This window comes from Rhodococcus sp. 14-2496-1d (assembly GCF_002259365.1).
Lineage (GTDB): Bacteria > Actinomycetota > Actinomycetes > Mycobacteriales > Mycobacteriaceae > Rhodococcoides.
Map to the genome: position 1 here is coordinate 1 of NZ_NPFV01000022.1, position 25,577 is coordinate 25,577.

Genomic DNA, 25,577 nt, shown 5'->3' on the forward strand with positions numbered 1-25,577 from the left:
CGAAACGCCCGGTCCCATTCCGAACCCGGAAGCTAAGCCCTCCAGCGCCGATGGTACTGCACTCGACAGGGTGTGGGAGAGTAGGACACCGCCGAACACAATTTCCCAGAACACCCCCAGACCACCCGGTCCGGGGGTGTTCTGCATTTCGAAACCACACCACACCCACCTCACGCCACCCCCCATCCCCTCCGAGGGCGAACGCGTGCGCAATCGCCATACGCGCACACAATCGCAGCCCGGACACCCACCAATCCCCGCGCACCCGACGAACGCGCGCGCACGTGCGGGACACGAGGATCGCAGGCCGGATGCCGACGCGCGAGGCGAATGCGGACTCCGTCATGAGGAGGCAAACGCGCGCGCATTCGCCATCCGCGCACACAATCGCACCCCGGACACCCACCAATCCCCGCGCACCCGACGAACGCGCGCGCATTTGCAGAATGGCGAGCACCGCACAGCAGCGAGCGCCTACCCGATCTCGACCCGACCACCACCGACCACCAGCGCAGCCGGCATCAGCCTCCACCCGACCCGATGAGCTCGCACCCGCAGGGGGGGGGCAAACGCGCGCGCAGTTGTCATCCGCGCACACAATCGCAACCGGGACACCCACCAATCCCCGCGCAGCTGACGAACGCGCGCGCATTTGCGGAATGTCGACCACCATCGACGCGGGCCTCAGCCTCCACCCGACCGGATGAGCTCACACCCACAGGGGGCAAACGCGCGCGCAGTCGCCAACCGCGCGCACAATCGCGGCTCGGACACCCGCCATTTCCCGCGCACCCGACAAAGGCGCGCGCATTTGCGGACACCCAGGGCTGAACTCCGGGGCTGAAGTCGGGTGCCGGTGCGTGACGCGAGTGCGGGCTGCCGACGGGAGCGCGAACGCGCGCGCGTTTGCGAGCTGGGACTCTCGACCTCGACTCCGGTGGCAGTAGACGGGAGTTTCATCGGGCAGTACACGGTGTGTCGGTTCGTTGCGTCGGCCTATGTCGTCCGCAATGCCTACTGGTTGCCAAATAGCCGCTATGCCAACCTGATTCGTGGACCACAACGCGTGCGCCTCTAGCGTCGAATTTAATCGGTGGAGTTCGGGGCGGCGGCCGTGCATGATCGTGACACAGGCACATCGCAGAGACCGTGGAGGTGGACAATGGCAGCGGAAATGAATTACGCACGCCGTCGAGTTGTCTGCACGCGGTTTGCCATGGTCGCCGATCATGCTCTCTGAGTAAGCCTTCGGCCCAACCGGTGCTAATCGGTTGACCCAATTTCGCAATCTGACCAATACTTCGCCGCACAACAATGCCCTGTGTCCGGCGTCCACTTTTGTTGTAGGAGAACAGATGTACCACTACGAAGAGATCCTGAACGAACATCGACAACGCGTCGCGCGTGGTGTGCAGAATTACGAACGGCGTCGGGTGGCAGAAGAAAGAGCTGCCGAAGCAGTTGTCGCAGAATCGGATTCACGTGAGAGTGAGGCCATGGGATCGGTGGCCTCGAACGACTGCGAATCGGACTCCGAGATCGGCATCGGGGTGATGTCGCTCAGCCGGTGACAGTCAGGTCTCCACCAGATGTGAGTAGCGATCACCCGCGGCTGCTATGAAGTCGCGAACGAACCAGCACGTAGGGACAACGCGGAGTCCCTGCGTGCTGGTGTCGTCGAGAGCGAATTCGGTGAGCGCAGCGGCAAGTCCTCGGCCGCGAAACTGCGGAAGCGTCACAGTGTGATGAAACGTTCTGGAACTGTCCGATTCCAGGTACTCCGAGTAGCCCGCCAACTCGGAATCGACATGAATCTCGAATCGATGGTCGGCACTGTCATGGGTGATCTCGACAGTCATGGTGGTACCTCCTCGCCGAGTTCGGTGTCACCACCGTAACCGGCACTCGTCCCGCGGAGCGTTCTGCGGTTACTCGAGCACGCATCGACGCAGTAGGGTGAGAGAAACCGAGTCGTGCGAGCGCCACCCGTCGCAACACCGCTCTTCATAAGTACGGGGCGCTCTCGAGGCTGAAGGTGGCAATCCGTGGAAGACACATCCGACCGGGGAATCAAGGCATTCATTCGAACCGTCGCTCAGCGCGGTGGTCGCGCAGAGCGGCTGACGACGTCGCGGCGTAATCCCGTGCAGGTCTGGTCCATGGATGGCAGTTCCTCGTGCATAGTCCGAGTGCGATCCAAGGTGACGGGTGACTGGAAAGCCCGCAGGCAGGACGAATCGCTCGAGAGTGACGACACTGGATCCTCGTATTGGGTGTTCGTCGATCTCGCGAACGAAGAGCCGAGCTTCTACATGGTCTCGTCCGAGGAGATGGCCACAGACATTCGCGGAGAAGTCGACCTGTGGGTCCAGGATTCGCCCCTCCGTACCAGGACTGGGCATCATGCGATCGCGGTGGACAGAGTGCTGCACGGCAGTGAGCGTTGGGACCTGCTCGGTCTGAGTGCAACCTTGGACACAACGGTCGATCTCGGACCCGAACAGACGTGGGTTCGTACTCCACGGGTGAAGACGCCTCGTAAGTCGGCCAAGGCGGCCGTCGAAGAGGAAGTTGTGGACAACCGGGTACGCGTCGTTGCCGACTGCGAGGGCTATCGGCTGAGCGGCCGCTACGACCCCGAGACGCAACGACTCGAGATCACCGCAGGGCCGATGGAGGGTCGACGGTTCGACAATCCCTCCGTCGCAGCCAGTGCAGTAGCCACGCACATCAGTGGGGACGTCGAGGAGCGCGACGGTTGGCAGTTCTGGCAGCTGGACACTCCGGATCGAGCTCCGCTGGGGTCGTTTCAGTAGGAAACCACAGCGCATGACTGCTCTGTTGTGATTGCTCCCTAAATTGGCCTATCCGCCAAAAACGGGACAAAGGTCCGATTAACCTAGCGCTGGTAGGACGAGCTCCCTGCTTTAGCCCCTGGGTCGAATCGATGTTCGAGAGTTCGTCCGCGCATCGAAATTCGGGTACCAGCGAGCTCAACGGTCGACAGTGCGAGGGGTGCTGTCGACCGTGGGGAGAGGTTTTCACCATGGAACATTCCTTCCGGACGGGCACAGCCCATGCGTCCCGTTTTCTGTTCCTCATCGCCCAGTTCGTCGATCGGAGAATCCCGGCCGAGTTCTTCTCTGCTCAGTTCCGCGAGCTGCAGAACACCCAATCCACCTATCTCGATGCCGACGTCTCTTCGGTCATCGGAATGTTGTCGGTCGACGTCGGCGCGTACCTGGGCGATGTCGAAATCAGAGGGGTGGACTACATCGACTCCGAACAACTCTGGCTGGCTGCCGGGCAAGCGTTTCGCGATCTCATGACCGTCCAGTCCCAGCACATCGAACGCGAGGCAGGGTGACCGCAACGCGTACCCTCACCGGAATCGATCACGCTGCCGCAGAAGGTCTTCGAGCCTGAATCGTCGGTGCGTGCCGCGCATTTCGATCGATAGGTCGCCCGCGTCGGCCAACCGTCTGACGTAGGTGTCGGAGACACCGAGGACCTCGGCAGCTTGCGAAGTGGTCAACAACTCGTCCACGGTTCCGATGGCCACCGCCCGGCCGGTCGAGAGTTGGGTCAGAAGTTCCAAGACCGCACTGCGTGATGCGTCGTCGAGTCGAACCTCCGAACCGCCGATTCTGAGGTCGACGTCCGCTCCGGTTCGCTCGTGAACGACTGCCGCCAACGAGTTGGCCGATCGCGACTCGAGAGCAGGCATGACGAATCGGAAGTCCATTCGTCCAGGATAGGAGTGGGCGCGGGCGTCGGTACGCATAGGCTCGGAGCACCCAGCATGTGAGGAGTGTTCCAGTGCCACAGTTGTTGCACCTCGATTCGTCCGCCGACCCGGATCGTTCGACAAGCCGTCGGGTGACGGCCCGCTTCTCGGACGCCTGGCATGGCATCGGCACCGACCACTCGGTGATCCATCGAGACCTGCATTCGAGTCCGTTGCCCCACCTACCCACCTCGGCGCTGCACTGGGCACCTCGCCTGCGAACCGCCGACGAAATCGTGGAGCCGTCCGCCGAGGCGTTGCAGGTCGAACTGATCGAGGAACTGATCTCGGCCGACGCGGTGCTGATCGGCGCGCCGATGTACAACTGGTCGATCCCGTCGACCCTGAAGGCATGGATCGACTACGTACACGTTCCGGGTGTCACTGTTCCGTTCGACAGTGACACGGCACCTCTCGTCGGCAAGCCCGTGGTCGTGGTGACCAGTCGGGGAAACGACTACACCCCCGGTACCGACAACGCGTCCTCCGACCACACCACCGCGCAACTGCGACAGGTGCTCGGAGTTGCGCTGGGGATGGACGTCCACTTCGTCCCGGTCGACTTGACACTCGCCGAGCGGGTGCCGGCGCTCGCACCGCAGATTCCGCAGGCACGAGCCAATCTCGAGGCGGCGTTCTCCGCCGTCGACGATCTTGCGTTGCGATTGGGTGGAGCAACCACCAGGTGAGCGCCGAGTAGCCTGGCGAGGTGCTCTCGAACGGCCCAGGTAACGACACCACCCGCGGTGAACGTGGATCAGGGCGCCATCGCATCAGGACGCCGTCGCGCAACCGCGGTCTCGCACTCCGAATCGGCCGAATTGTCGTCGCCACTGCGGCAGTTGCCTCGATCGCGGTGAGTGGAATCGGGTTCGCGGTGTACCGCGAAGCCACCACGGGGCTGACCACCTCGGACGCGCTCGACGGCATCGCGAACAATGATCCTGGCGGCAACGGCGAGGACACCAACATTCTGTTGATCGGTCTCGACAGCCGCAAGGACATGGACGGCAACGACCTGCCTGCCGAGTTCGTCACCGATGCGCTGCATGCGGGCGACAGCGACGTCGGCGGTTACAACACCAACACACTGCTGCTGGTGCACCTTCCGGCCGACGGAGGGAGGGCGACTGCGCTGTCGATACCTCGCGACGACTACGTCGACGTTCCCGGATACGGCAAGCGAAAGATCAAGGAGGCGTACGGACTTGCCAAAGCCGACGCCGATACACAGTTGCTCGACGAGGGCGTCACCGATTCGGCCGAACGTGAGCGTCGAGCACGCGACGCGGGTCGGCGATCGACGTTGACCGCGGTTCGTGACCTGCTCGACGTGCCGATCGATCATTTCGCCGAGGTGAACCTGCTGGGCTTCTACGACGTCGCGACAGCCGTCGGGCCGATTCAGGTGTGCCTGAACAATCCGGTACACGACAACTATTCGGGGGCGGACTTCGCCGCGGGGGCGCAGGAACTGAGCGCTTCGCAGGCGCTGTCCTTCGTCCGGCAACGCCACGGCCTCGACAACGGCGATCTCGATCGAACCAAACGGCAGCAGGCCTTCGTGGCAGGAGTGATGGCCAAGCTCAGCACCTCCGGTGTCATGGCGAACATCGGCGAACTCCGGGCGCTCGTCGCGGGTACCAAGAACGACGTCGTGATCGACGCGTCCTTGGATCCGGTGAAGCTCGCAGGCGAAGCCGGTGCAGTTATGCAGGGAGACATCGATTTCTACACGCTCCCGATCACCGGCTACGACACGATCGACGGGCAGGACGTCAATCTCGTCGACGTCGACGACGTCCGGGCCGAGGCAGCCCGGCTGATCGGCGACGTACCTGTGCAGGCACCGCCGACCACCGCAGCAGCTGATCCCGCAACGACGCCGCCCCCGCTCGAGGTCGCCGCACAGGATCCGTCCCTGGATCCGGCGGCAGCCCCCGACGAGGGTGTGCACAGCGACGGCGGCATTCCCTGCGTCGACTGAGCCCAGCGTCGACCGAACTCGCCAGCGGGTATCGGTCAGGGCGTCGGCGCGTTGAGCAGAACGTCCATCAACTGCTTCTCGACCGCCGCGAACTGCGGCGTCGTGACGATATCGAGCCCGCGTGGACGGGGCAGCGCCACCTCGATCTGCCGTCGAACGTATGCCGGTCTGGGGGAGAGAACGATCACGCGATCGGATAGATATACCGCTTCGCGGATGTCGTGCGTGATCATCAGGACCGTCCACCGAAACTCCGACCAGACCTGCTGCAACCAGGCCTGCATATCGCTTCGAGTCAACGAGTCCAGTGCCCCGAAGGGTTCGTCGAGCAGTAGTACCGATCGTCCCTGCACCACCGTGCGCAGCAGCGCCGCCCGCTGGCGCATGCCGCCGGAGAGCTCGGACGGTCTGGCCGACTCGTACCCGTCCAAGCCGAACACCGGGAACAGCTCGCGTGCCCGCGCACGCGCCTCCTTCTTGGCAACGCCCTGCACTTCGAGCCCGAGGGTGGTGTTGTCCAGCACCGAACGCCACGGAAACAGGAGATCCTTCTGCGGCATGTAGGCGCACGGCGGTACTCGAACCGAGCCGGAGTCGGGCTTGTCGAGTCCGGCCAGCATGTTGAACACCGTGCTCTTACCGGAACCGCTCGGGCCGATGATCGACAGGAACTCGCCGGGGCCAGCACTGAACGACACACCGTCGAGTACGGGCTTGTCGCCGAATGATTTGGTGAGATCGCGAACGTCGATGCAGGTGTCGGGGTCAGACATGAAGACCAACCGACCCGTGGCGCGCCCAAGGCGCAACGAACCGCTCCACCAGGAAGGTGGAGACGAACAGGACCACGCTGATCACGGCCGTCACGGCGACCGCGGCGAGAACCAGATCGGTACGAAACGAGTTCTTCTGTTGGCTCATGTAGATGCCGAGCCCGGCACTGGCCCCGGCATATTCGGCAAAGATCGCGCCGACCACGGCGTAGGTGATTCCGATGCGCAGGGAGGTGAAGAACCGGGGTAGCGCCGACGGTAGCCGCACGTATCGAAACTGTTGCCAGCGCGAGGCACCCATGCTGGCCAGCAGCGATCGCGCGTCTCGATCGGCCGCCGCGAAACCCTCAATGAGTCCGATGGCCATCGGGAAGAACGTCGCCAAAGCGATCACCAGGATCTTCGGAAGCAGCCCGAAGCCGAACCAGATGATCAACAGTGGCGCGATCGCGATGATCGGAAGCGTCTGCGATACGACGAAGAGGGGAACGAACGCGCGACGCAGCCACGGCGAGAAGTCCACCGCGATGGCCAGCAACCAGGCCAGGGACAAGGAGACCGCGAACCCGACGAGGGTCACCTGCAGGGTTGCCGCTGCGTTCTCGGCGATCGCATCGCGTTGCGCCCAACCCTGGACCACCACGCGGCCGGGGGACGGCAGCACCTGCGGGCGGATGCCACTGATCTCGACGTAGATCTGCCAGGCGGCGATGATCAGAACGACGATGGTCAGCGCCGGCCACGCCCAACGCAGCGAGGCTCGGATACCGCTGAGCGAGAAGGAACCTCGATCAGGGGCCACCGTCTCATCGATCGCCGAGGTAGTCATTGGTGAAGTAGGTCGACCAATCCGGCTCCGCGGTCAGAGGCGCGCCGTTCTCATCGGCCAACACGCCACTGTCGTACAGGAACTTGGAGTACGCCGTCCACTTGTCGATACTCTGTCGTCCTACTTCGCCGGACGAGTCCTTCATGTACTTCGCCGCGAGCATCTTCTGGCTCTCGAAGACCAGCGATTCGTCGGTGAACGTTCCCGGATTGGCGTCGATCAGATCCTGTGCGGCCTTGTCCGGATCGTCGGCGGCGAGTTGGTAGCCGCGCTGAAGAGCCTGGACGAACTTCTCGGCCTGGTCCGGGTGGGCTGCGAGCCAGGGCTCGTTGCCGCTGATCGTGATGGCGTAGGCGTCGGGAAAGCCGTAGTCGGTGTAGTCGAAGTACTTCATCGGGGTTCCGCTGTGCTCGGCTTCGATGCCTTCCCATGCGAAATAGGAGACGGTGAAGTCCGCGGTCCCCGAATACACCGCCTCGTACGCCGAGGTTCCCAGGACGACGGTCTCGTATTCGCCTGTGCCACCGTCGTTCTCGATGACCTGCTGGAGTCCGGCTTGCTCACCGGATTCGCCGAAGCCGGCGTAGACCTTGCCGTCGAGTGCCTTCGGGCTCGGTATGTCGTCTCGATCTGCGCGGACACCGATGCCGGTCGCCCAATGTTGGAGCGGCGCGAGGACCGAGACGATCTGCGCGCCCGCCGAAGTGGCGAACACACCCGAACTCTGTGAACTGATACCGAATTCGGCGTTTCCGGCATCGACGAGAGTGTCCGCCGCGGTGTTGTTGTACGGCAGAATCTCCACGTCCAGACCGGCGTCGGCGAAGTAGCCTTCCTGCAGCGCCACGTAGAGGCCGGTGTGGTTGGTGTTCGGCGTCCAGTCCAACGCGAATCGAATGGTGTCGGATTCCGTCGACTGCGAGCAGCCCACCAGTCCGGTCGCGGCAACGACGGCCGCCGCCAACGCGGCGAGGATCCGAGCGGTTCTCATGCGTGCACCGCACTCTCGGCCAGGGGCCACGGAGTGGGATGCAAAGCGCTGTCCCAGAACATCAATTCGTACCTCGATGCCACGACGAAGGCGTCGATCATCTGCTCTCGCTGTACCGGAGTCGCGGCAGCCGCCGCGTCGTCCACGAATGTCCTTGCGGCGTCGACGATCGCATGGAATTCGGGTGCGTCGTACGCGGCTACCCACCGCGCGTACGGGTGGTCGGGATCGCGATCGAGAACCGCTCTCGCGGCACCGGCGAGTGAGCGGCCCACGTCGGCGTAGATCCAGAAGCACGGCAGAACAGCCGCTGCTGCAACAGGATACGGTTCGGTTGCCGCAATCGCGGTGAGGTAGGAGGTGTAACCGAGGCATGCCGGTGAAGGCTCGGGTGTCCGGGTCGACGCGGGCAGCGCTCCACCGGTCAGCATCTCTTCGTGCGAGGCGGCCTCGTCCATCGCGCTGGCGGCGGCGCTCGCCCAGAACGCTCCGGCGATCGGGTTCGGTGCGTGTGCTGCCAGTAGTGACAGCGACTTGACGTACCCACCGAGATAGAGCGAATCCTGCTCGAGATACCGACGGAACGCATCGAGCGGAAGTGTTCCGGCTCCGAGAAGCCGGAGAAACTCGAGGTCGTCGATCGCGCGTCGGATGTTCTCGGACGCATCCCACAGTAGATCGGTGAAGCGGACCGGGTCCGCAGATACAACAGGCGTCATCGCCTTGACATCCCTTCGTCAGCATTACCTGCATCAGGTTCGGCGGGTTTGATCTCAGCATCCGCATCGGCGGACACACCCCGTGTCAGAACGAAAGCGACAGTAACACCGCTCACCCGGTGGCGCTGGTGCCGCCCCTGCATCTGCGGTCCGGCGTCAGCCCAGCATGTCCTCGAGTTCCATGCCCTTGGTCTCCCTGATCTTGGCCTTGACGAAGAAGAACGAGAGCGCGGCGAACAGAGCGAATCCTGCGTAGATCGCCCACAGCCCCACGGACGACGTCAGCGGCGGGAAGGCAAGCGTGACAGCGAAGTTGGCCATCCAATTGGCTGCGGTACCGATGCCGAGCGCCATGGCACGCATGCGGTTGGGGAACATCTCACCGAGCATGACCCACATGATCGGTCCCCATGTGGAGGCGAAGAAGATGACGAACAGATTGGCCCCGACCAACGCGATCGCACCCCACGGAGCGGGCAACGTGACGGCGTCGCCGCTGCCGGTCGCCTGCGAGAATGCCACCGACGCCATGACGAGCCCGACGAACATGCCGACCGAACCCCCCATCAGCAGTTTGCGCCTACCGATTCGGTCCACGAACAGGATCGCCACGAACGTCATGACCACGTTGATCACAGCGGTGATCACGGAGGTGGTGAACGATTGATCCTCGGAGAAGCCGACCGAACGCCACAGCGTCGTCGAGTAGTAGAAGATCGCATTGATGCCGACCAGCTGTTGCAGCACGGCCATCGTGATGCCCACCCAGACGATGGGTTGCAGGCCGAACTTCGGCCCGCGAATATCGGCGAACGACGAGCGTGATTCCTTGCGCAGCGTCAGCCTGATCTCGTGGACGCGCTCGTCCGGGTGCAGCTCACCGGTGATCTCGGCGAGTACGCGGGCCGCTTCCTCGTCGAGATGCTGACCGACGAGGTAACGCGGAGACTCCGGGATCAGGGTTGCCAGCAACCCGTACACGAGAGCGGGAATCACGCCGACCAGGAACATCCAGCGCCATGCCTCGATGCCGAACCACAGGTCGTTGGACGCGCCGTCGGCGGCACCGGCGAGAAGAGCGTCGGACAGCAGAGCAGCGAAAATGCCGATGGTGATGGCCAATTGCTGAAGCGAGGCCAAGGAACCGCGCCATTTGGCGGGAGCGATCTCGGCGATGTACGCCGGTGCGATCACCGAAGCGATGCCGATTCCGAGTCCGCCGAGCACTCGCCAGAGCATCAGGTCGGGGACGCTGAACGCCAATCCCGAGCCGATCGAGGAAACGACGAACAGGGCCGAGCCCAGCAGCATGACCTTCTTGCGTCCCCAACGATCTGCGAGGCTGCCGGCGAACCAGGCACCCACTGCGCACCCGATGAGGGCGATCGCCACCACGAAGCCGGTGGTGAACGAGCCGAGGAGGAAATGATCTTCGATCGAGTCGACAGCGCCGTTGATGACCGAGCTGTCGAAGCCGAACAGGAACCCGCCCACAGCAGCGGCGATGCTGACGCCGATGACCTTCGCTGTGTGGCGGTCCGAGGTCTGATTCATGTGTGATGCACCTTCCGGCCGCGCGCACGGGCGTCGGCCGCTGGGGAGACCGTACGGCAGGGATTGTCGTACCGTCCCCGGACATTACGCCTGGTAATTTGCCGCGCGAACGAGACCGTCAGCGAAGGTCGAAATCCTCGTTCGAGACGGTGAAACCGTGGCCGACCTGATCGGAGCACGTGACCCCGGTCTTCTCGTCGACGCTGCACTGCAGGCCGTTGGTGGAACCACTTCCGGGCACGGTGAGAACTTCGCCGTACGGCAAGGCCGTCGCAGGCCCGTCGAAACGGTGGAACTTGGGATCGCCGAGGCTCTCGAACTTCGCCGGGGACCCGGCGATCAGCTGTACGGCATTCGGTTTCACCGCCGTCCCCGACGCTCCGCTGCCGGGAACCTCGGGTGCCGAATCGGGGAGTGATCCGTGGCATCCGGCGATCGAGGATTCGAGGACGGCGATACCGCACTCGAATTTTCCGCTGGGGCTCGAGAAGTAGTACCAACCGGGTGCCTTACCTGCGTAGTCCTGCGGCTTTGCCTGGGCTGCAGCAGGACTCGTCGGCGCCACCGTGGTGGACGTCGGCGTGGCGATGGATGTGGTGGACGGTGATGCCGACGTGGCAGAGGGCACGGAGGGAGCCGTGGCGACCGGGGTGGGGCGGTCGGTGATCACGGTTGCCATCGGACCGTCGCCTTCACCGCTCGCACCGCACCCTCCGAGCATGCATGCTCCGACGACTGCCACTGCGACACATCCGATTCTCTTCATCGCCGGTTCCTTCGCTCGCGGGCGTCGACGCTGTAAGTAACGTCGCCGAGGGGACGGTTGATGTTGGTACGTTGGGCAACGACCGAACGGGAGGTTCCATGGTCACCGCGTCCGACTCCGCTGCGTCCGATTCGACCGTGCTCGTGAGCACGCCCTACGGCGAGGTTCTCGGCTATCCGGTCGATGCCGATACGTCGCCGATCGTGGCCTGGCGGGGTATTCCCTACGCGACGCCTCCGGTGGGCAAGCTCCGGTTCCGCGCGCCGCGACCGTTGCAGCCCTGGGCGGGAGTGCTCGACGGCCTCGAGTTCGGTGCGATGGCTCCGCAGGGCCGCGACAGTCCGGTGCCGATCGATCCGTCGCTGTCGATTTCCGAGGACTGTCTCACGCTCAACGTCTGGGCTCCCCGTCCCGAGGCAGAACTGCGGCCGGTGCTGGTCTGGATCCACGGCGGCGCCTACTCGCTCGGATCGTCGGCACAGCGGGTGTACGACGGGAGGAACCTCAGCGAGAACGGCGATGTGGTGGTGGTGACCATCAACTTTCGTCTCGGTGCGTTCGGGTTCCTCGACCTGTCGTCGTTCTCCACCGACGAGCACACCTTCGAGACCAATCTGGGACTGCGAGATCAGATTGCCGCACTGCAGTGGGTCCGCGAGTGCATCTCGGCGTTCGGCGGCGATCCCGATCAGGTGACGGTGTTCGGCGAATCCTCCGGGGGAGCGTCGGTCACCACGTTGATGACCTCGCCGAAGGCCGAGGGTCTGTTCCAGAGAGCGATCGTGCAGAGCGCGCCTGCGACCTCGGTGTACGGCCCCGAACGCGGAGCCGCGGTGGCCTCGAGGTTCCTGGAGTTGGTAGGCGTCGAGCCGGCGGACATCGGTGAACTCTTGGACATGCATTTCACGAGGCTGGTCACCGCCGGTGACACACTCTGCTACGAGATCCCGACGACAGTGCCTGGGACACTTGGTCTTTCGCCGGTCGTCGACGGAGATATCGTTCCGCGCTATCCCGTGGCTGCCTTCCAGAAGGGGCTCTCGCACAAGATCCCGTTGATCATCGGCACCAACCACGACGAGCCCTCGATCTTTCGATTCATGAAGTCTCCGTTGATGCCGATCACCTCCGACACGGTCTCCGAGATGTTCCGCGCCATCGCTCACGACCACGCGGATCTGCCTGCTTATCGAGTGGCCGAGATCATGGCGGCATACCCGGACCGAGACAAACCGGCCGGGGCACAAGCCATATCGCGCGACGCGGGATTCCTCATGCCGAGCGTGTGGATCGCCGACGGGCACAGCAGGCACTCGCCGACATGGATGTACCGATTCGATCATGCGACACCGATGCTCAAGGCCGCACGAGTGGGAGCCGGCCACGCGACCGAACTGCCGTACGTCTTCGGCAATTTCGGAACGCTCAACCGAGACCCCACCTTCTGGCTCGGTGGCCGAAAGCCGGCAATGGCGGTGTCTGCGCGGATGCAGAGACGCTGGCTCGCTTTCGCGCGGTACGGCGTCCCCGCTGCGTTGGATGCGTCCAAGCATTGGGCTCCGTACACCGAGAAGACGCGCTGGACGCTGGTGATCGATGCATCCGACACTCTCGTCGACGACCCCGACGGCGACATGCGCGCTGCGTGGGGCGACCGCGTTCTGGGATTCAGCTGACACGTCGCCCGTGCGTTGTGTCGCACGGACGTTGCTGACATGAATCGAACGTAACAGCAACAACACGGGTCGCTCGAGTCACAGCGGTAACAATTGGATGTCAGCACGCTGTCGGTGGGGGCGGTTATGTTCGGTGTGTGTTGATGTCGAGGATCGTCGAAACCTCCCGTGCCGTGGCAGCGACGCGCTCGCGCAAGGTCAAGATCGAGCAGCTGAGCGCGCTCCTGGCCGAAGCGGCAGCCGGTGACATCGAGCCTGCTGTCTCGTGGCTCTCGGGGGAGTTGCCGCAGGGTCGCATAGGTGTCGGCTGGCGCACGCTGGCCGATCTCGACGTTGCGGCTGCCGCGGATTCGACACTGACGGTTGCCGAGGTGGACGAGGCGATATCGTCGGTCGCGGCGACGTCGGGGGCCGGTTCTGCTGCTCGCCGGGTGGCGCTGCTGACGGACCTGTTCTCCCGGAGCACAGCCGAGGAGCGTCGGTTTCTGATCCGGCTCGTCACCGGTGAGCTGCGTCAGGGCGCGCTCGAAGGAATCATGGTCGACGCCGTCGCCGCCGCGACGAATCTGCCGCAGGCCTCGGTGCGTCGCGCATTCATGCTCTCGGGGAGGTTGCCTGCCACTGCGATCGCTGCCATCACCGGTGGCGTCGAAGCGCTGGACGCATTTCGGCTCGAGGTGGGTCGCCCGGTCCGGCCGATGCTGGCCTCGCCCGCGGAGTCTCTGCGGGGCGCATGGGAACAGCTCTCCGGCGATGTCACCGTCGAATACAAGCTCGACGGCGCGCGAATTCAGGTGCACCGCTCCGGAACCGACGTGAGCATCTACACGCGCACTCTGCGCGACATCACTGCGAGTGTGCCCGAGCTGGTGGATCTGGTTCTCGCGCTGCCGTGCGACTCCGTGGTCCTGGACGGTGAGACCCTCGCGCTCGAAGACAGCGGCCGCCCGCGACCTTTCCAGGAAACGATGAGTCGGTTCGGTGCCGAGAGTGCACACGAGCTACTGCTGCAGCCCTACTTCTTCGACTGCCTGCACCTCGACGGTGTCGACCTGCTCGATGCCCCATTGGAGCAGCGTCTGTCTGCACTGGACCGGGTGGCACCGGGACACCGAATTCCCTGTGTCGTCAGGCCCGACGCGGACGCGGCAGCAGCCCATTTCGACGCGGCACTCGACGCCGGGCACGAAGGGATCATGCTCAAAGCGCTCGGTGCTCCGTACGCCGCAGGCCGCCGCGGAAAGAGCTGGCAGAAGGTCAAACCCGAGCACACCCTCGACCTCGTCGTGCTCGGAGCCGAGTGGGGATACGGGCGTCGCACCGGTTACCTGTCCAACCTGCACCTCGGAGCTCGCGATCCCGACGGCGGTGACCCGATCATGGTCGGTAAGACCTTCAAAGGCCTGACCGACGTTCTGTTGCAATGGCAGACCGACGAATTCCCGAAACACGAGCGCGAGCGTGACGAGCACACCGTGTACCTGCGACCCGAGCTGATCGTCGAAATCGAACTCGACGGCGTGCAGGTCAGCCCACGCTATCCGGGCGGTGTTGCACTGCGATTCGCGCGAGTACTCCGGTATCGACCCGACAAGAACCTTGCCACCGCGGACTCCATCGACGCCGTGCGTGCACTGCTTCCGCACTCGTGAACAGTTCGGACGATTAATACGTACGAAACCGCACGAACGATCCCGTAACACGGCGCAAAATATCTTGAGGGTGCAAGCCAGCGAGAGATGGAGTGCCAATGATGTCCACAGTTCGAGCTGCTCTGGTCCAAAGCAAGTGGACCGGTGACAAAGAATCGATGATCGCGGCGCACGAGGGGTTTGCTCGGTCCGCCGCCGAGCAGGGCGCGAAAGTCGTTTGTTTCCAAGAACTTTTCTACGGTCCGTACTTCTGTCAATTGCAGGATGCGAAATTCTACGAGTACGCAGAATCGGTACCCGGGCCGACCGTCGATCGTTTCGCCGCATTGGCGAAGGAACTCGGCATCGTGATGATTCTGCCCGTCTACGAGCAGGAACAACCCGGACTTCTGTACAACACCGCTGCCGTCGTCGATGCGGACGGCACCTATCTCGGCAAGTATCGGAAACACCACATTCCCCACGTGAACGGATTCTGGGAGAAGTTCTACTTTCGCCCAGGAAACCTGGGGTGGCCGGTGTTCGACACCGCGGTCGGCCGAATCGGTGTGTACATCTGCTACGACAGGCACTTTCCCGAGGGTTGGCGGGCGTTGGGCCTCGCCGGTGCCGAGATCGTCTTCAATCCCTCGGCCACCTCGCGGGGTCTGTCGAACTACCTGTGGAAGCTCGAACAGCCCGCATCCGCCGTCGCGAACGAGTACTACGTCGGCGCGATCAATCGAGTCGGAATCGAATCCGAATACGGTGACGACGACTTCTACGGAACCAGTTACTTCGTGGACCCCGAAGGCAAATTCGTCGGCGAGGTGGCGTCGGATTCCGAATCCGAAATAATCGTGCGTGACCTGGACATGGATTTGATCAAGGTGGTCCGCGACCGGTGGGCCTTCTATCGTGACCGTAGACCCGACGCATACGGCCCGTTGGTGCAACCCTGATGGCCACCACCTTCGTGCACGGCGGGACCGTGGTATCCACCACCGGCGCACAGGAATTGGATGTGCTCATCGACGGCGAGAGCATCGTCGCGGTACTGGCACCCGGATCGGTCTCCCTGGCCGCGGACCTGAAGACCTCGGCGGACGTGGTCGTCGACGCGACCGGAAAATACGTGATCCCGGGTGGGGTCGACGGGCACACTCACATGGAGATGCCCTTCGGCGGTACGTTCGCCTCCGACACCTTCGAAACCGGAACGCGCGCAGCGGCGTGGGGTGGCACGACGACGATCGTGGACTTCGCGATTCAGACTCCCGGTCAGCGCGTCCAGGACACTCTGGCGCAATGGCACGAGAAGGCCGCGGGGCAGTGTGCCGTCGACTACGGCTTCCATCAGATCATCGGCGACGTGACCGACGATTCCTTGAAAGCCATGAGCGAGTTGGTATCCGAGGGCGTCACCAGTTTCAAACTCTTCATGGCCTACCCGGGTGTGTTCTACTCCGACGACGGCAAGATCCTGCGCGCCATGCAGTCCGCCGCCGAAACGGGTGCACTGCTGATGATGCATGCGGAGAACGGCATCGCGATCGATGTTCTCGTTGCTCAGTCGATCGCCCGTGGAGACACGGCCCCGTACTTCCACGGCACGTCACGGCCGTGGCAGCTCGAGGAGGAGGCGACGCATCGAGCGATAATGTTGGCCGACGTCACCGGTGCACCGCTCTACGTCGTACACGTCTCTGCCAAGCAGGCCCTGGAACAGATCGCGCAGGCCCGGGGCAACGGACAGAACGTCTTTGCCGAGACATGTCCGCAGTACCTGTATCTGTCGCTCGAGGAACAGCTCGGCGCTCCGGGCTTCGAGGGTGCCAAGTGGGTCTGCTCGACGCCGTTGCGGTCGCGAGCGGAGGGGCATCAGGACGAGCTGTGGCGATACCTGCGCACCGGAGACGTGTCGACCGTCAGTACCGATCACTGCCCCTTCTGCATGAAGGATCAGAAGGAGATGGGTATCGGTGATTTCTCGAAGATTCCCAACGGGATCGGCTCGGTGGAACACCGCATCGATCTGATGTTCCAGGGTGTCAAGAGCGGCAAGATCACGCTCGAGAAGTGGGTCGACGTCTGCTGCACCACCCCGGCCAGGATGTTCGGGATGTATCCGAGAAAAGGCGTCATCACCCCCGGTGCCGACGCGGACATCGTGATCTACGACCCGAACGGACACACCAGCATCGGCATCGACAAGACCCACCACATGAACATGGACTACTCGGCGTACGAGGGTTTCGAGATCGACGGCCATGTCGACACCGTGATCTCGCGTGGCCGGATCATCGTCGACGGTGGATCCTTTTCCGGCACTGCGGGACACGGCCGATTCGTTCGGCGCGACCTGTCGCAGAATCTGATCTGAGCCATGGACATCGGGGTAGTGCTCCAGTGCAATCCGCCGGCGTCCCGTGTGGTCGACCTGGCCAGACAGGCGGAGACACATGGCTTCTCGCACGTGTGGACGTTCGATTCGCATCTGCTGTGGCAGGAACCGTACGTCATCTACAGCCAGATTCTGGCCGCGACGAGGCGGGTGACCGTCGGTCCGATGGTCACCAATCCCGCCACCCGCGACTGGACGGTGACAGCATCGACGTTCGCGACGCTCAACGACATGTTCGGCAATCGGACCGTCTGCGGCATCGGCCGCGGTGATTCGGCCGTCCGCGCCCTCGGTGGGAAGCCGACAACCCTTGCCACGCTGCGGGAATCGATCGAGGTGATCCGTAGCTTGGCCAATGGGCGAAGTGCCCGGATCGGGGAGACGACAGTGCAGTTTCCGTGGGCGGAGCGGTCCCGACTCGAGGTGTGGGTAGCGGCGTACGGCCCCAAAGCCCTCGAGCTCACCGGACAGGTGGCGGACGGGTTCATTCTGCAGCTGGCCGATCCCGATATCGCAGCGTGGACGATCGGCCGGGTCCGCGCTGCGGCCGAGCAGGCGGGTCGCGATCCGGATTCGATCTCGATCTGCGTCGCCGCTCCCGCCTACGTCACCGACGGTACCGACGCAGGGCTCGAACACGCCCGAGATCAGTGTCGTTGGTTCGGCGGGATGGTGGGCAATCACGTCGCCGATATCGTCTCGCGGTACGGCGGCGACGGCAGCGGTGTTCCACAGGCACTCACCGACTACATCGCGGCGCGTGAAGGGTACGACTACAACGAGCACGGCCGCGCAGGCAATTCGCACGCAGAGTTCGTTCCGGACGAGGTGATCGACAGGTTCTGTCTGCTCGGCTCCCCGGCCGATCACATCGCGAAGCTGAAGGATCTCGAGGCTCTCGGTGTCGATCAGTTCTCGGTGTACCTGCAACACGATGCCAAGGCAGCGACGCTGGAAGCGTACGGGGAGAGCATAATTCCGCAGATCCGCCCGAGCGTGACGGCGACGTCGTGACGGGTGTTCTCGATCAGGCCTCGGTGGTGACGCCTGCTCCCGCCGGTGCGCATCGAGGAGCGCGGCGTCCGTTGATGGCAGTGGGGGCCGTCGGCGTGCTGCTGGTGTTCTGGGAGTCGGTGAAAGTGCTCGTCCCCGACAACGGGGTGAGTATCGCCGGCGTGCGGGTGCTGCCCCGCACCGACGACGGAGCGCTACCGCACGTGTGGTCGGTGTTGGCAGCGCTGACCGAGCCGGAGGTGAACGTCGCGGGGGCTCGCAGTGTCGGTGCGGCGATCGTGTCCAGTGGCCTGTTCACCTTCGGGCTCGCGGTACTCGGGTTCGCGCTGGGGACGGTGGTCGGGCTGGTGCTGGCGGTGGCGATGCAACGATTCGTGTGGGTCGAGCGCTCCGTGCTGCCGTATGTGATCGTCTCGCAGACGGTTCCGCTGATCGCGTTGGCACCGCTCGTCGCAGGGTGGGGCGGAAAGATCGCAATCGGCGGTTACGCCTGGCAGCCGTGGATGAGCATCACCGTCATCGCGTCGTATCTTGCGTTCTTCCCGGTGGCGGTGGGGATGCTGCGCGGCCTGCGTGCACCCGATCGGGCAGCGTTGGACCTGATGCACAGTTACGCGTCCGGATGGTGGACCACACTCGTGCGACTACGCCTACCCGCCTCGGTGCCTCATCTGATTCCGGCACTTCGTCTGGCTGCGGCAGCTGCCGTGATCGGTGCCGTGGTCGCCGAGATCTCCACCGGAACGACCGGCGGTATCGGCAGGCAGATCATCGTGTTCTCGCAGCAGGCAACAGGAGACGCATCCCGCCTTTACGCAGCCGTTCTCGGCGCAGCGGTGCTCGGACTGGTGGTGACCGGGTTGGTGTCACTGCTCGACATCGCACTGGGTCGGTACGCCGGTCGCTCGCCGGGTCGAAAGGATCGGTCATGACCGAGCATGCGGTACTCGTCGAGGGCGTCGGAAAGACGTTCGACGGGGGAGTGACTGCGTTGGAGGACATATCGCTCGCGATCGCCCCCGGCGAATTCGTCTCGCTGATCGGGCCCTCGGGGTGCGGTAAGTCGACGTTGCTCCGTATCGTTGCCGATCTCGAGCAACCCACGTCCGGTACTGCCTCGGTGTTCGGTCTGACTGCTCGCCGAGCCCGCGTCGATCAGAAGTACGGCATCGCCTTTCAGCAGGCCGGGCTGCTCGAGTGGCGCACAGTGCAATCCAACGTCGCATTGCCGCTCGAACTCCACAAGGTTCCCAAGAAGGAACGCGCAGAACGGGTTCGCGAACTACTGGACCTCGTCGGACTCACCGATTTCGCCGACAAGTTTCCCAGCCAGCTGTCCGGTGGGATGCAGCAACGAGTGGCGATCGCACGGGCGCTGGCCCGAACGCCGGGACTACTGCTGATGGACGAACCGTTCGGTGCCCTGGACGAGATGACCCGCGAGAAGATGCAGAACGACCTACTGCGCATCGCCGAGGAGTCGAGCGCAGCAGTGGTGTTCGTGACCCACTCGATTCCCGAAGCGGTCTACCTGTCCGATCGGGTGGTGGTGATGTCCGCTCGGCCGGGGCGGATCGTCGACGCACTCACGATCGACAGATTCGACACGAACGACGATCCGCGCGAATCGGCGGAGTTCTTCTCGTCCATCACCGCGGTTCGGGATGCACTGCACGGCCGTTCGGTTCGAAGTGCGGATCTGCGATGAAGCTCTGGCTGCCACCGGTGGTGTTCGGGGCGGCGGCGCTCGCACTGTGGCAGTTGCTCACGGTCGTCGCGGGGGTTCCGTCGTTCCTGCTGCCGTCGCCGAGCGCCATCGCCGAGCAATTCGTGCGAAACCTCGGAAACATCGGATCGGCAAGTCTGGCAACGGGAACCAACGCTCTCGTGGGCTTGATCGCAGGCTCGGTCCTCGGTCTCCTGGCAGCGATGGCAGCAGTTCGCCTGCGGATCGTCGACGAACTGCTCACCCCGTTGGCAGCGGGTGCCGCAGCCGTTCCCATCGTCGCTCTCGCGCCGGTGTTCAACTCGATGTTCTCCTCGACCACCGATCTACCGCGCCGCCTCGTGGTGACCATCGTCGTGTTCTTCCCAGTCTTCGTCAGTGCGTCGAAGGGACTGCGTCAGGTCTCGGCCGTGCACCACGACCTCATGACGTCGTATGCCGTCGGTGGTTGGCAGTTCACCCGAATCGTCCGCCTCCCGTCCGCCGTTCCACACATCTTCACCGGGTTGCGGGTTGCCGCTCCCAATGCTGTCATTGCTGCCATCATCTGCGAGTACTTCGGTGGACTGCAGAACGGTTTGGGGTCGCGGATCACCTCCGCCGCGGCGAACACGGCCTACCCCCGGGCATGGGCCTACGTGATGGGTGCCATCGCAGTCGGTTTGCTCTTCTTTCTGGTTGTTCTGCTGCTCGAGAAGCTCGTGTCCCGGCGTCGTACCTAGGAGATGAACGTGAAGATCACCCGAACCCCCCGATCTCTTCTCGCCGCCGTGATGGCGCTTGCAGTGGTCGCCTCGGCGTGCAGTACCACCACGACAGACACCGACACCGGTGCCGACGGAGACACCACGATCAAGCTGCAACTGCAGTGGTTCAAGCAGGGCCAGTTCGCCGGCTACCTCGCCGCCGTCGATCAGGGTTTCTATGCGGAACAGGGGTTGGACGTCGAAATCCTGGACGGTGGAACGGATATCGTCCCGCAAACCGTGCTTGCCCAGGGGCAGGCCGACTACGCCATCGCGTGGGTACCGAAGGCGCTCGCATCCCGCGAGGCCGGAGCCGGCATCACCGACGTGGCTCAGATCTATCAGAAGTCGGGCACCCTGCAGGTCTCGTTCGAGGATCAGAACATCGCCTCACCCGCGGACCTCCGAGGCAAGACCGTCGGAAACTGGGGCTACGGAAACGAGTTCGAATTGTTCGCCGGAATGACGAAAGCGGGAGTGAGCCCGGCGGACGTGACGCTGGTGCAGCAGCAGTTCGACATGAACGGCCTGTTGTCCGGTGATATCGCTGCAGCCCAGGCGATGTCGTACAACGAGTACGCTCAGTTGCTCGAGACCGTGAACCCGGCAACCGGAGCTCTCTACACCGCAGACGATTTCACCACGCTGAACTGGAACGACGACGGCGTCGCGATGCTGCAGGACGCGATCTGGGCCAACACCGACAAGCTCTCGGACGAGGCCTACCAGGAGCAGACCGTCAAATTCCTGGCGGCATCGTTGAAGGGCTGGATCTTCTGCCGCGACAACGTCGAAACGTGCCGCGACATCACCGTCGCTGCAGGCTCCACACTCGGCGCGAGTCACCAGCTCTGGCAGGTCAACGAGGTCAACAAACTGATCTGGCCGTCCGCGGATGGCATCGGCATGATCGACGAGGCGGCCTGGCAGCAGACCGTCGACATCGCCAAGAGCACCGAGAATGCCGAAGGATCGACGGTGCTGACCGCCGATCCCGATGCCGAGGCGTACACCAACGAGTACGTCACGCAGGCGCTCGATTTGTTGAAGGCCGACGGAGTGGACGTCACCGGAGAGTCGTACGCTCCGATGGAGGTCACACTGGAGGAAGGCGGCAAGTAGATGGATCACGTGTTCTACTCCTGGGCGGCGCAGGCCGAACTGAACCCGATCACCGTCGAGGGAGCGGAGGGGTCGTGGTTCTGGGACGACAAGGGCAACCGATACCTCGACTTCTCGTCGCAGTTGGTCAACGTCAATCTCGGTCATCAACACCCCGACGTGGTCGCCGCCATCGTCGAACAGGCTCAGGTTCTGACGACCATCTCCCCGACCGTGGCCAACAACAAGCGCAGTGAACTCGCCACGTTGATCGCCGAACGTGCGCCGGGTGATCTGAACCGAGTGTTCTTCACGACCGGTGGGGCGGAAGCCGTCGAGCATGCGGTGCGGTTGGCGCGACAGCACACCGGGCGTACGAAGATGCTTGCCGCGTATCGCTCGTACCATGGTGGAACCGGAGTTGCGATCGGTCTCACGGGCGAGCCGCGCCGATGGGGCACCGAGCCGACCAACGTCGACGTCGTACGTTTCTTCGGGCCGTACCCGTACCGCTCACCCTGGGGCACAACGACTCCCGAGGACGAGACGGCCGCAGCGCTGGCACACCTCGAGCAGGTCATCGTGCTCGAAGGTGCGCAGAACATCGCCGGACTGATCCTCGAATCGGTCATCGGCACCAACGGTGTGCTGATCCCGCCGCCCGGCTATCTGGCCGGCGTTCGAGCGCTGTGCGACAAGTACGGGATCGTCTACATCGCCGACGAGGTCATGGTCGGGTTCGGGCGCATCGGCGAATGGTTCGCCTGCCAGGCCTGGGATGTGACACCGGATCTCATCACGTTCGCCAAAGGCGTCAACTCCGGATACGTGCCCCTCGGCGGGGTCGTGATCTCGGAGAAGATCGCCTCGCAGTTCGACCACAAGCCGTACCCGGGCGGCTTGACCTACTCCGGTCACGTGCTCGGGTGCGCCGCGGGCGTGGCTTCCATCGGAGTGTTCGAGCGCGACAAGATCCTTCCTCACGTGCGTCACGTCGGCGAGGACGTACTCGGTGCGGGCCTGTCCAAGCTGGCCGAATCGCATCCGAGTGTGGGCGAGGTACGCGGTAAGGGATTCTTCTGGGCCGTCGAGCTGGTCAAGGACGGAACGACCCGAGAGCCACTGGTTGCCTTCGCCGCGTCGGGCAAGGACGCGGCGGCGATGGGCACGGTGACCGCCGCGGCGAAGTCACGTGGACTGTGGCCGTTCGTCGCAGGCAATCGCCTCCAGATCGCCCCTCCGCTGACGACGTCCGAGGACGAGATTCGTCAAGGACTGGAAATCCTCGACGAGGTGCTGACGGTGGCGGACGGATTCACCGTCGACGGGTGATCACAGCACGGCACCGGGGTTGAGGATGCCCGCCGGATCGAGAGCGGTCTTGATTCGGCGGGTCAGTTCCATGACGTCCTCACCGACCTGATCGGGCAGCCACGCCTTCTTGAGGCGACCGACACCGTGTTCGCCGGTGATGGTGCCGCCCAACGAGATTGCCAGATCCATGATCGCGCCGAATGCGATGTTGGCGCGACGTGTCATGTCGGCGTCCTCGGGGTCGAAAACGATCAGCGGGTGAGTGTTGCCGTCACCGGCGTGGGCGATGACCGCCACCAGCACGTCGTATTTCGTGGACAGCTCGGCGATTCCGTCGACGAGGGCCGGAAGTGCGGGCAGCGGAACCCCGACGTCCTCGAGGAGCAGGCTGCCGAGTCGCTCGACAGCGGGAATGGCGAACCGCCGCGCGGCAGCGAAGGCCTCGCCCTCGTCGGGGTCGTCGGTGGTGAACACATCCGAGGCACCGGCCTCGGTGCACGCGGCCGCCATGATCTCGATCTCGCGGCCTCGGTCGGCACCGGGGGAGTCGGACCGAGCAATGAGCATCGCCGCCGCCTCGCGATCGAGCCCCATGTTCATGGCATCTTCGACGGCACCGATGGAAGCTCGGTCCATGAACTCGAGCATCGACGGGCGCAGTGTCCGGGTGATGGCCAGAATTGCGGCGGTTGCGTCGTGCACCGACGCGAACGAGGCGACCACCGTACTGGCGGGAGGTTGCGCCGGAATCAATCGAAGAGTGATCTCGGTGATGATGCCCAGCGTTCCCTCGGAGCCGACGAACAGCTTCGCAAGGGACAGACCCGCAACGTCTTTCAGTCGTGGCCCGCCGAGCCGGACGGCGGTACCGTCGGCCAGGACGACCTCGAGACCGAGAACGTAATCGGTGGTCACGCCGTACTTCACACAGCACAGTCCGCCCGCGTTGGTGGCCGCATTGCCTCCGATGGAACACATCTCGAACGAAGACGGATCCGGTGGGTACCAGAGGCCGTGTTCGGCGACGGCCTTCTTGACCTCCGCGTTGAGCAGTCCGGGTTGTACGACGGCGACGCGGGTCACCGGATCGACGGTGATCTCTCGCATCAACTCGGTGGTGAGCACGATTCCGCCGTCCACGGCGGTGGCTCCACCGGACAGACCCGACCCCGCGCCGCGTGGGACGACTGCCACGGCGTGCTCGGTGGCCCACCGCATCACGGCACGAACGTCCTCGGTGGACTGTGCGCGCACGACGGCCAGCGGGGTGCCCGCGTCGGGATCCTTCGCCCAGTCGCGTCGATAGCCCTCGGTGATGTCCGGGTCGGTGACCACCGAGCCGGGTGAAAGAAGGGATTCGAGCGCACTCAGGCGGGCATCTGCATCGGTCGTCACGGACATCTCGGTCTCCTCACGTCGAAAATGTGACCGTCGACACTCGAGTCTGTCACGGCGGAGCGTGGGGCGGAGGCGGGGTCGGGTGACGCGCGGTCACTGGTTGCGTCGAAGCGTCGATTCCGCGAGCTCGGTGGCGGCGGCGCACGGGTCGATCGGACTGGTGCCTCGGTATTGCACCCACCAGGTGATGACGCCTGAATACGCCGCGCTGATTCCGCACGACGACGGGTCGGCCGGTCGTCGTGACAGGAATGCCGTGGTGCCGGCAACAGGGACGTTCTCGGTCGCGTAGCCGAGCCGATCGGCCAGCTCTCGCACGCGAGAGAGCGCATCGTCCTCGAACCAGGCGAAGGTCACGTCGATGAGCCCGGCGGCACCGATGCCCGTCCACATGCACACTGCACCGTAGAAGTACTGATCGACGAGGTCGGCACCCACTGTGTCGGCGATGGTGGGATCCGGGACGGCGATGCACTCCTCGAGCAGCTTGTCGAACTCTCCGCTGTCGGCCGATCGAGCAGGTACCGCCGTACCGGCCACGGTGGTGGTGCATCCCGTACCGACGGCCGCAGTGACGAGGACAGCGGCGAGGATGCGACGGTTGGACTCGGTGGAGGGGAACGTCCTCATGGGGCTACTTCGCCTTCGACATCGTGGTTCGTGCCAGATCCTCGACGACGTCGCAGGAATCGCGGGGCCCGTCGATCACGTAGTTGACGGACCAGTGCACGAAGCCGTCCCCGTTCTCGACCCCGGCCTCGCACGACGCTCCCGACGCCGCGGCGGTGAATCCCGGGTGACCGTCCACATCGATGCGCTCGATGGTGCGGCCGACGGCTTCGGCCACGGATCTCTCTCGGTCGATGGGGCTGCCGCGATACCAGGTGAACATCGCGTACGCGCCGGTCGCGGATTCCCATCGACACCGAACGGCGTTCTCGGACACCACCGTCAGGTCGGATACGGCCGTGAGTCTCTGCACTTCCGTGTTGTCCATCGACCCGCATTCGCCGACGAAGAGTTCTTCGGTGACGGGCTGTTCGGCCGTCTCGGGCGAATTCGGATCGGCCTCGGTTCCCGGCGTGTTCGAGCATCCCACCAGCCCGCACGCGATCGCTGCGATCGACGCTGCAACGGCTCGGGTGCCCACGAATGCGGACT

26 protein-coding genes, 1 rRNA gene and 1 riboswitch are annotated in these 25,577 nt (G+C 64.1%); of the genes, 16 read left to right on the top strand and 11 right to left on the bottom strand.

Annotation, left to right across the window (positions count from 1 at the left end):
• A 5S ribosomal RNA gene (gene rrf, locus CH296_RS17025) occupies nt 1–97 on the top strand; the annotation flags it as partial.
• Nucleotides 98–1,355: 1,258 nt separating this feature from the next.
• Nucleotides 1,356–1,571 carry a hypothetical protein gene (locus CH296_RS17030; RefSeq protein WP_094685299.1) on the top strand — a complete coding sequence of 72 codons (216 nt, stop codon included), beginning with the start codon at nt 1,356–1,358 and terminating at the stop codon, nt 1,569–1,571.
• A gap of 3 nt (nt 1,572–1,574) precedes the next feature.
• Here the strand turns inward: CH296_RS17030 and CH296_RS17035 are convergent, their stop codons facing one another.
• The gene (locus CH296_RS17035) at nt 1,575–1,859 is read right to left on the bottom strand and encodes a GNAT family N-acetyltransferase (protein WP_094685300.1); all 285 of its coding nucleotides are present in this window, start codon (nt 1,857–1,859) and stop codon (nt 1,575–1,577) included.
• A gap of 186 nt (nt 1,860–2,045) precedes the next feature.
• Between CH296_RS17035 and CH296_RS17040 the strand changes: the two genes are divergently transcribed.
• Both CH296_RS17040 and CH296_RS17045 read left to right on the top strand, forming a co-directional pair.
• Complete coding sequence (locus CH296_RS17040; RefSeq protein ID WP_094685301.1) at nt 2,046–2,816, top strand: hypothetical protein; 771 nt, start codon at nt 2,046–2,048, stop codon at nt 2,814–2,816.
• A 230-nt stretch (nt 2,817–3,046) separates the two neighbouring features.
• On the top strand, nt 3,047–3,367 hold the full coding sequence (locus CH296_RS17045; protein ID WP_032393530.1) for a hypothetical protein: 321 nt from the start codon (nt 3,047–3,049) through the stop codon (nt 3,365–3,367).
• Nucleotides 3,368–3,382: 15 nt separating this feature from the next.
• Here CH296_RS17045 and CH296_RS17050 read toward each other — a convergent pair whose 3' ends face one another.
• Nucleotides 3,383–3,745 carry a helix-turn-helix domain-containing protein gene (locus CH296_RS17050; protein ID WP_032393460.1) on the bottom strand — a complete coding sequence of 121 codons (363 nt, stop codon included), beginning with the start codon at nt 3,743–3,745 and terminating at the stop codon, nt 3,383–3,385.
• A gap of 74 nt (nt 3,746–3,819) precedes the next feature.
• Between CH296_RS17050 and CH296_RS17055 the strand changes: the two genes are divergently transcribed.
• Both CH296_RS17055 and CH296_RS17060 read left to right on the top strand, forming a co-directional pair.
• Nucleotides 3,820–4,476 (top strand): FMN-dependent NADH-azoreductase, encoded by a 657-nt coding sequence (locus CH296_RS17055; RefSeq protein WP_094632299.1) that lies wholly within the window; start codon nt 3,820–3,822, stop codon nt 4,474–4,476.
• Between the two features lie 20 nt (nt 4,477–4,496).
• Nucleotides 4,497–5,774 (top strand): LCP family protein, encoded by a 1,278-nt coding sequence (locus tag CH296_RS17060; RefSeq protein WP_094685302.1) that lies wholly within the window; start codon nt 4,497–4,499, stop codon nt 5,772–5,774.
• Nucleotides 5,775–5,809: 35 nt separating this feature from the next.
• Here the strand turns inward: CH296_RS17060 and CH296_RS17065 are convergent, their stop codons facing one another.
• From CH296_RS17065 to CH296_RS29560, 6 genes are all read right to left on the bottom strand, one after another.
• Nucleotides 5,810–6,547: an ABC transporter ATP-binding protein gene (locus CH296_RS17065; protein ID WP_094685303.1), complete on the bottom strand. Its 738-nt coding sequence runs from the start codon at nt 6,545–6,547 to the stop codon at nt 5,810–5,812.
• Nucleotides 6,540–7,376, bottom strand: a complete 837-nt coding sequence (locus CH296_RS17070; RefSeq protein ID WP_094685304.1) for an ABC transporter permease — start codon at nt 7,374–7,376, stop codon at nt 6,540–6,542. Before CH296_RS17070 ends, CH296_RS17065 begins: the two co-directional genes overlap by 8 nt.
• Complete coding sequence (locus CH296_RS17075; RefSeq protein ID WP_094685305.1) at nt 7,354–8,367, bottom strand: ABC transporter substrate-binding protein; 1,014 nt, start codon at nt 8,365–8,367, stop codon at nt 7,354–7,356. The genes CH296_RS17070 and CH296_RS17075 overlap by 23 nt, the downstream gene beginning before the upstream one ends.
• Nucleotides 8,364–9,086 (bottom strand): TenA family protein, encoded by a 723-nt coding sequence (locus tag CH296_RS17080; protein WP_094659210.1) that lies wholly within the window; start codon nt 9,084–9,086, stop codon nt 8,364–8,366. Before CH296_RS17080 ends, CH296_RS17075 begins: the two co-directional genes overlap by 4 nt.
• Nucleotides 9,080–9,179: riboswitch (TPP riboswitch) on the bottom strand. It overlaps the preceding gene by 7 nt.
• 63 nt (nt 9,180–9,242) lie before the next feature.
• Nucleotides 9,243–10,640 carry a sugar porter family MFS transporter gene (locus CH296_RS17085; RefSeq protein WP_094685306.1) on the bottom strand — a complete coding sequence of 466 codons (1,398 nt, stop codon included), beginning with the start codon at nt 10,638–10,640 and terminating at the stop codon, nt 9,243–9,245.
• A 118-nt stretch (nt 10,641–10,758) separates the two neighbouring features.
• A complete protein-coding gene (locus CH296_RS29560; RefSeq protein ID WP_045194396.1) occupies nt 10,759–11,406 on the bottom strand; it encodes a hypothetical protein in 648 nt (215 codons plus the stop codon).
• 98 nt (nt 11,407–11,504) lie between these two features.
• Between CH296_RS29560 and CH296_RS17095 the strand changes: the two genes are divergently transcribed.
• The 10 genes from CH296_RS17095 to CH296_RS17140 all read left to right on the top strand — a co-directional run bounded on the left by CH296_RS17095 (nt 11,505) and on the right by CH296_RS17140 (nt 23,036).
• On the top strand, nt 11,505–13,082 hold the full coding sequence (locus tag CH296_RS17095) for a carboxylesterase/lipase family protein (RefSeq protein ID WP_032393469.1): 1,578 nt from the start codon (nt 11,505–11,507) through the stop codon (nt 13,080–13,082).
• 137 nt (nt 13,083–13,219) lie between these two features.
• Nucleotides 13,220–14,734 (top strand): ATP-dependent DNA ligase, encoded by a 1,515-nt coding sequence (locus CH296_RS17100; protein ID WP_094685307.1) that lies wholly within the window; start codon nt 13,220–13,222, stop codon nt 14,732–14,734.
• Nucleotides 14,735–14,835: 101 nt separating this feature from the next.
• Nucleotides 14,836–15,675 carry a nitrilase-related carbon-nitrogen hydrolase gene (locus CH296_RS17105; RefSeq protein ID WP_197914655.1) on the top strand — a complete coding sequence of 280 codons (840 nt, stop codon included), beginning with the start codon at nt 14,836–14,838 and terminating at the stop codon, nt 15,673–15,675.
• Nucleotides 15,675–17,096, top strand: coding sequence for a dihydropyrimidinase (gene hydA / locus CH296_RS17110; RefSeq protein ID WP_094685308.1), 1,422 nt, complete (start codon nt 15,675–15,677; stop codon nt 17,094–17,096). Before CH296_RS17105 ends, hydA begins: the two co-directional genes overlap by 1 nt.
• A 3-nt stretch (nt 17,097–17,099) precedes the next feature.
• The gene (locus CH296_RS17115) at nt 17,100–18,131 is read left to right on the top strand and encodes a TIGR03842 family LLM class F420-dependent oxidoreductase (RefSeq protein WP_032393473.1); all 1,032 of its coding nucleotides are present in this window, start codon (nt 17,100–17,102) and stop codon (nt 18,129–18,131) included.
• Nucleotides 18,128–19,063, top strand: coding sequence for an ABC transporter permease (locus CH296_RS17120; protein WP_032393474.1), 936 nt, complete (start codon nt 18,128–18,130; stop codon nt 19,061–19,063). The genes CH296_RS17115 and CH296_RS17120 overlap by 4 nt, the downstream gene beginning before the upstream one ends.
• Nucleotides 19,060–19,839: an ABC transporter ATP-binding protein gene (locus tag CH296_RS17125; RefSeq protein WP_094685309.1), complete on the top strand. Its 780-nt coding sequence runs from the start codon at nt 19,060–19,062 to the stop codon at nt 19,837–19,839. Before CH296_RS17120 ends, CH296_RS17125 begins: the two co-directional genes overlap by 4 nt.
• Nucleotides 19,836–20,579: an ABC transporter permease gene (locus CH296_RS17130; protein ID WP_094685310.1), complete on the top strand. Its 744-nt coding sequence runs from the start codon at nt 19,836–19,838 to the stop codon at nt 20,577–20,579. Before CH296_RS17125 ends, CH296_RS17130 begins: the two co-directional genes overlap by 4 nt.
• Before the next feature lie 3 nt (nt 20,580–20,582).
• Nucleotides 20,583–21,725: an ABC transporter substrate-binding protein gene (locus CH296_RS17135; protein WP_032393477.1), complete on the top strand. Its 1,143-nt coding sequence runs from the start codon at nt 20,583–20,585 to the stop codon at nt 21,723–21,725.
• Nucleotides 21,726–23,036: an aspartate aminotransferase family protein gene (locus CH296_RS17140; RefSeq protein WP_032393478.1), complete on the top strand. Its 1,311-nt coding sequence runs from the start codon at nt 21,726–21,728 to the stop codon at nt 23,034–23,036.
• Here CH296_RS17140 and CH296_RS17145 read toward each other — a convergent pair whose 3' ends face one another.
• The 3 genes from CH296_RS17145 to CH296_RS17155 form a co-directional block, all read right to left on the bottom strand.
• On the bottom strand, nt 23,037–24,419 hold the full coding sequence (locus CH296_RS17145) for an FAD-binding oxidoreductase (RefSeq protein ID WP_094659188.1): 1,383 nt from the start codon (nt 24,417–24,419) through the stop codon (nt 23,037–23,039).
• Nucleotides 24,420–24,509: 90 nt separating this feature from the next.
• On the bottom strand, nt 24,510–25,046 hold the full coding sequence (locus CH296_RS17150; RefSeq protein ID WP_094685311.1) for a DUF3558 domain-containing protein: 537 nt from the start codon (nt 25,044–25,046) through the stop codon (nt 24,510–24,512).
• A 4-nt stretch (nt 25,047–25,050) separates the two neighbouring features.
• Nucleotides 25,051–25,566 carry a DUF3558 domain-containing protein gene (locus CH296_RS17155; protein ID WP_094647078.1) on the bottom strand — a complete coding sequence of 172 codons (516 nt, stop codon included), beginning with the start codon at nt 25,564–25,566 and terminating at the stop codon, nt 25,051–25,053.
• Nucleotides 25,567–25,577: the final 11 nt, after the last annotated feature.

What these genes read in the sequence shown, in the direction of transcription:
- CH296_RS29560 (WP_045194396.1), bottom strand. Translation starts at nt 11,406, where the DNA reads ATGAAGAGAATCGGATGTGTCGCAGTGGCAGTCGTCGGAGCATGCATG.
- CH296_RS17130 (WP_094685310.1), top strand. Translation starts at nt 19,836, where the DNA reads ATGAAGCTCTGGCTGCCACCGGTGGTGTTCGGGGCGGCGGCGCTCGCA.
- CH296_RS17080 (WP_094659210.1), bottom strand. Translation starts at nt 9,086, where the DNA reads ATGACGCCTGTTGTATCTGCGGACCCGGTCCGCTTCACCGATCTACTG.
- CH296_RS17125 (WP_094685309.1), top strand. Translation starts at nt 19,060, where the DNA reads ATGACCGAGCATGCGGTACTCGTCGAGGGCGTCGGAAAGACGTTCGAC.
- CH296_RS17150 (WP_094685311.1), bottom strand. Translation starts at nt 25,046, where the DNA reads ATGAGGACGTTCCCCTCCACCGAGTCCAACCGTCGCATCCTCGCCGCT.
- CH296_RS17045 (WP_032393530.1), top strand. Translation starts at nt 3,047, where the DNA reads ATGGAACATTCCTTCCGGACGGGCACAGCCCATGCGTCCCGTTTTCTG.
- CH296_RS17050 (WP_032393460.1), bottom strand. Translation starts at nt 3,745, where the DNA reads ATGGACTTCCGATTCGTCATGCCTGCTCTCGAGTCGCGATCGGCCAAC.
- CH296_RS17035 (WP_094685300.1), bottom strand. Translation starts at nt 1,859, where the DNA reads ATGACTGTCGAGATCACCCATGACAGTGCCGACCATCGATTCGAGATT.
- CH296_RS17030 (WP_094685299.1), top strand. Translation starts at nt 1,356, where the DNA reads ATGTACCACTACGAAGAGATCCTGAACGAACATCGACAACGCGTCGCG.
- CH296_RS17145 (WP_094659188.1), bottom strand. Translation starts at nt 24,419, where the DNA reads ATGTCCGTGACGACCGATGCAGATGCCCGCCTGAGTGCGCTCGAATCC.
- CH296_RS17115 (WP_032393473.1), top strand. Translation starts at nt 17,100, where the DNA reads ATGGACATCGGGGTAGTGCTCCAGTGCAATCCGCCGGCGTCCCGTGTG.
- CH296_RS17065 (WP_094685303.1), bottom strand. Translation starts at nt 6,547, where the DNA reads ATGTCTGACCCCGACACCTGCATCGACGTTCGCGATCTCACCAAATCA.
- CH296_RS17095 (WP_032393469.1), top strand. Translation starts at nt 11,505, where the DNA reads ATGGTCACCGCGTCCGACTCCGCTGCGTCCGATTCGACCGTGCTCGTG.
- CH296_RS17140 (WP_032393478.1), top strand. Translation starts at nt 21,726, where the DNA reads ATGGATCACGTGTTCTACTCCTGGGCGGCGCAGGCCGAACTGAACCCG.
- CH296_RS17075 (WP_094685305.1), bottom strand. Translation starts at nt 8,367, where the DNA reads ATGAGAACCGCTCGGATCCTCGCCGCGTTGGCGGCGGCCGTCGTTGCC.
- CH296_RS17105 (WP_197914655.1), top strand. Translation starts at nt 14,836, where the DNA reads ATGTCCACAGTTCGAGCTGCTCTGGTCCAAAGCAAGTGGACCGGTGAC.
- CH296_RS17085 (WP_094685306.1), bottom strand. Translation starts at nt 10,640, where the DNA reads ATGAATCAGACCTCGGACCGCCACACAGCGAAGGTCATCGGCGTCAGC.
- CH296_RS17070 (WP_094685304.1), bottom strand. Translation starts at nt 7,376, where the DNA reads ATGACTACCTCGGCGATCGATGAGACGGTGGCCCCTGATCGAGGTTCC.
- CH296_RS17135 (WP_032393477.1), top strand. Translation starts at nt 20,583, where the DNA reads ATGAACGTGAAGATCACCCGAACCCCCCGATCTCTTCTCGCCGCCGTG.
- hydA (WP_094685308.1), top strand. Translation starts at nt 15,675, where the DNA reads ATGGCCACCACCTTCGTGCACGGCGGGACCGTGGTATCCACCACCGGC.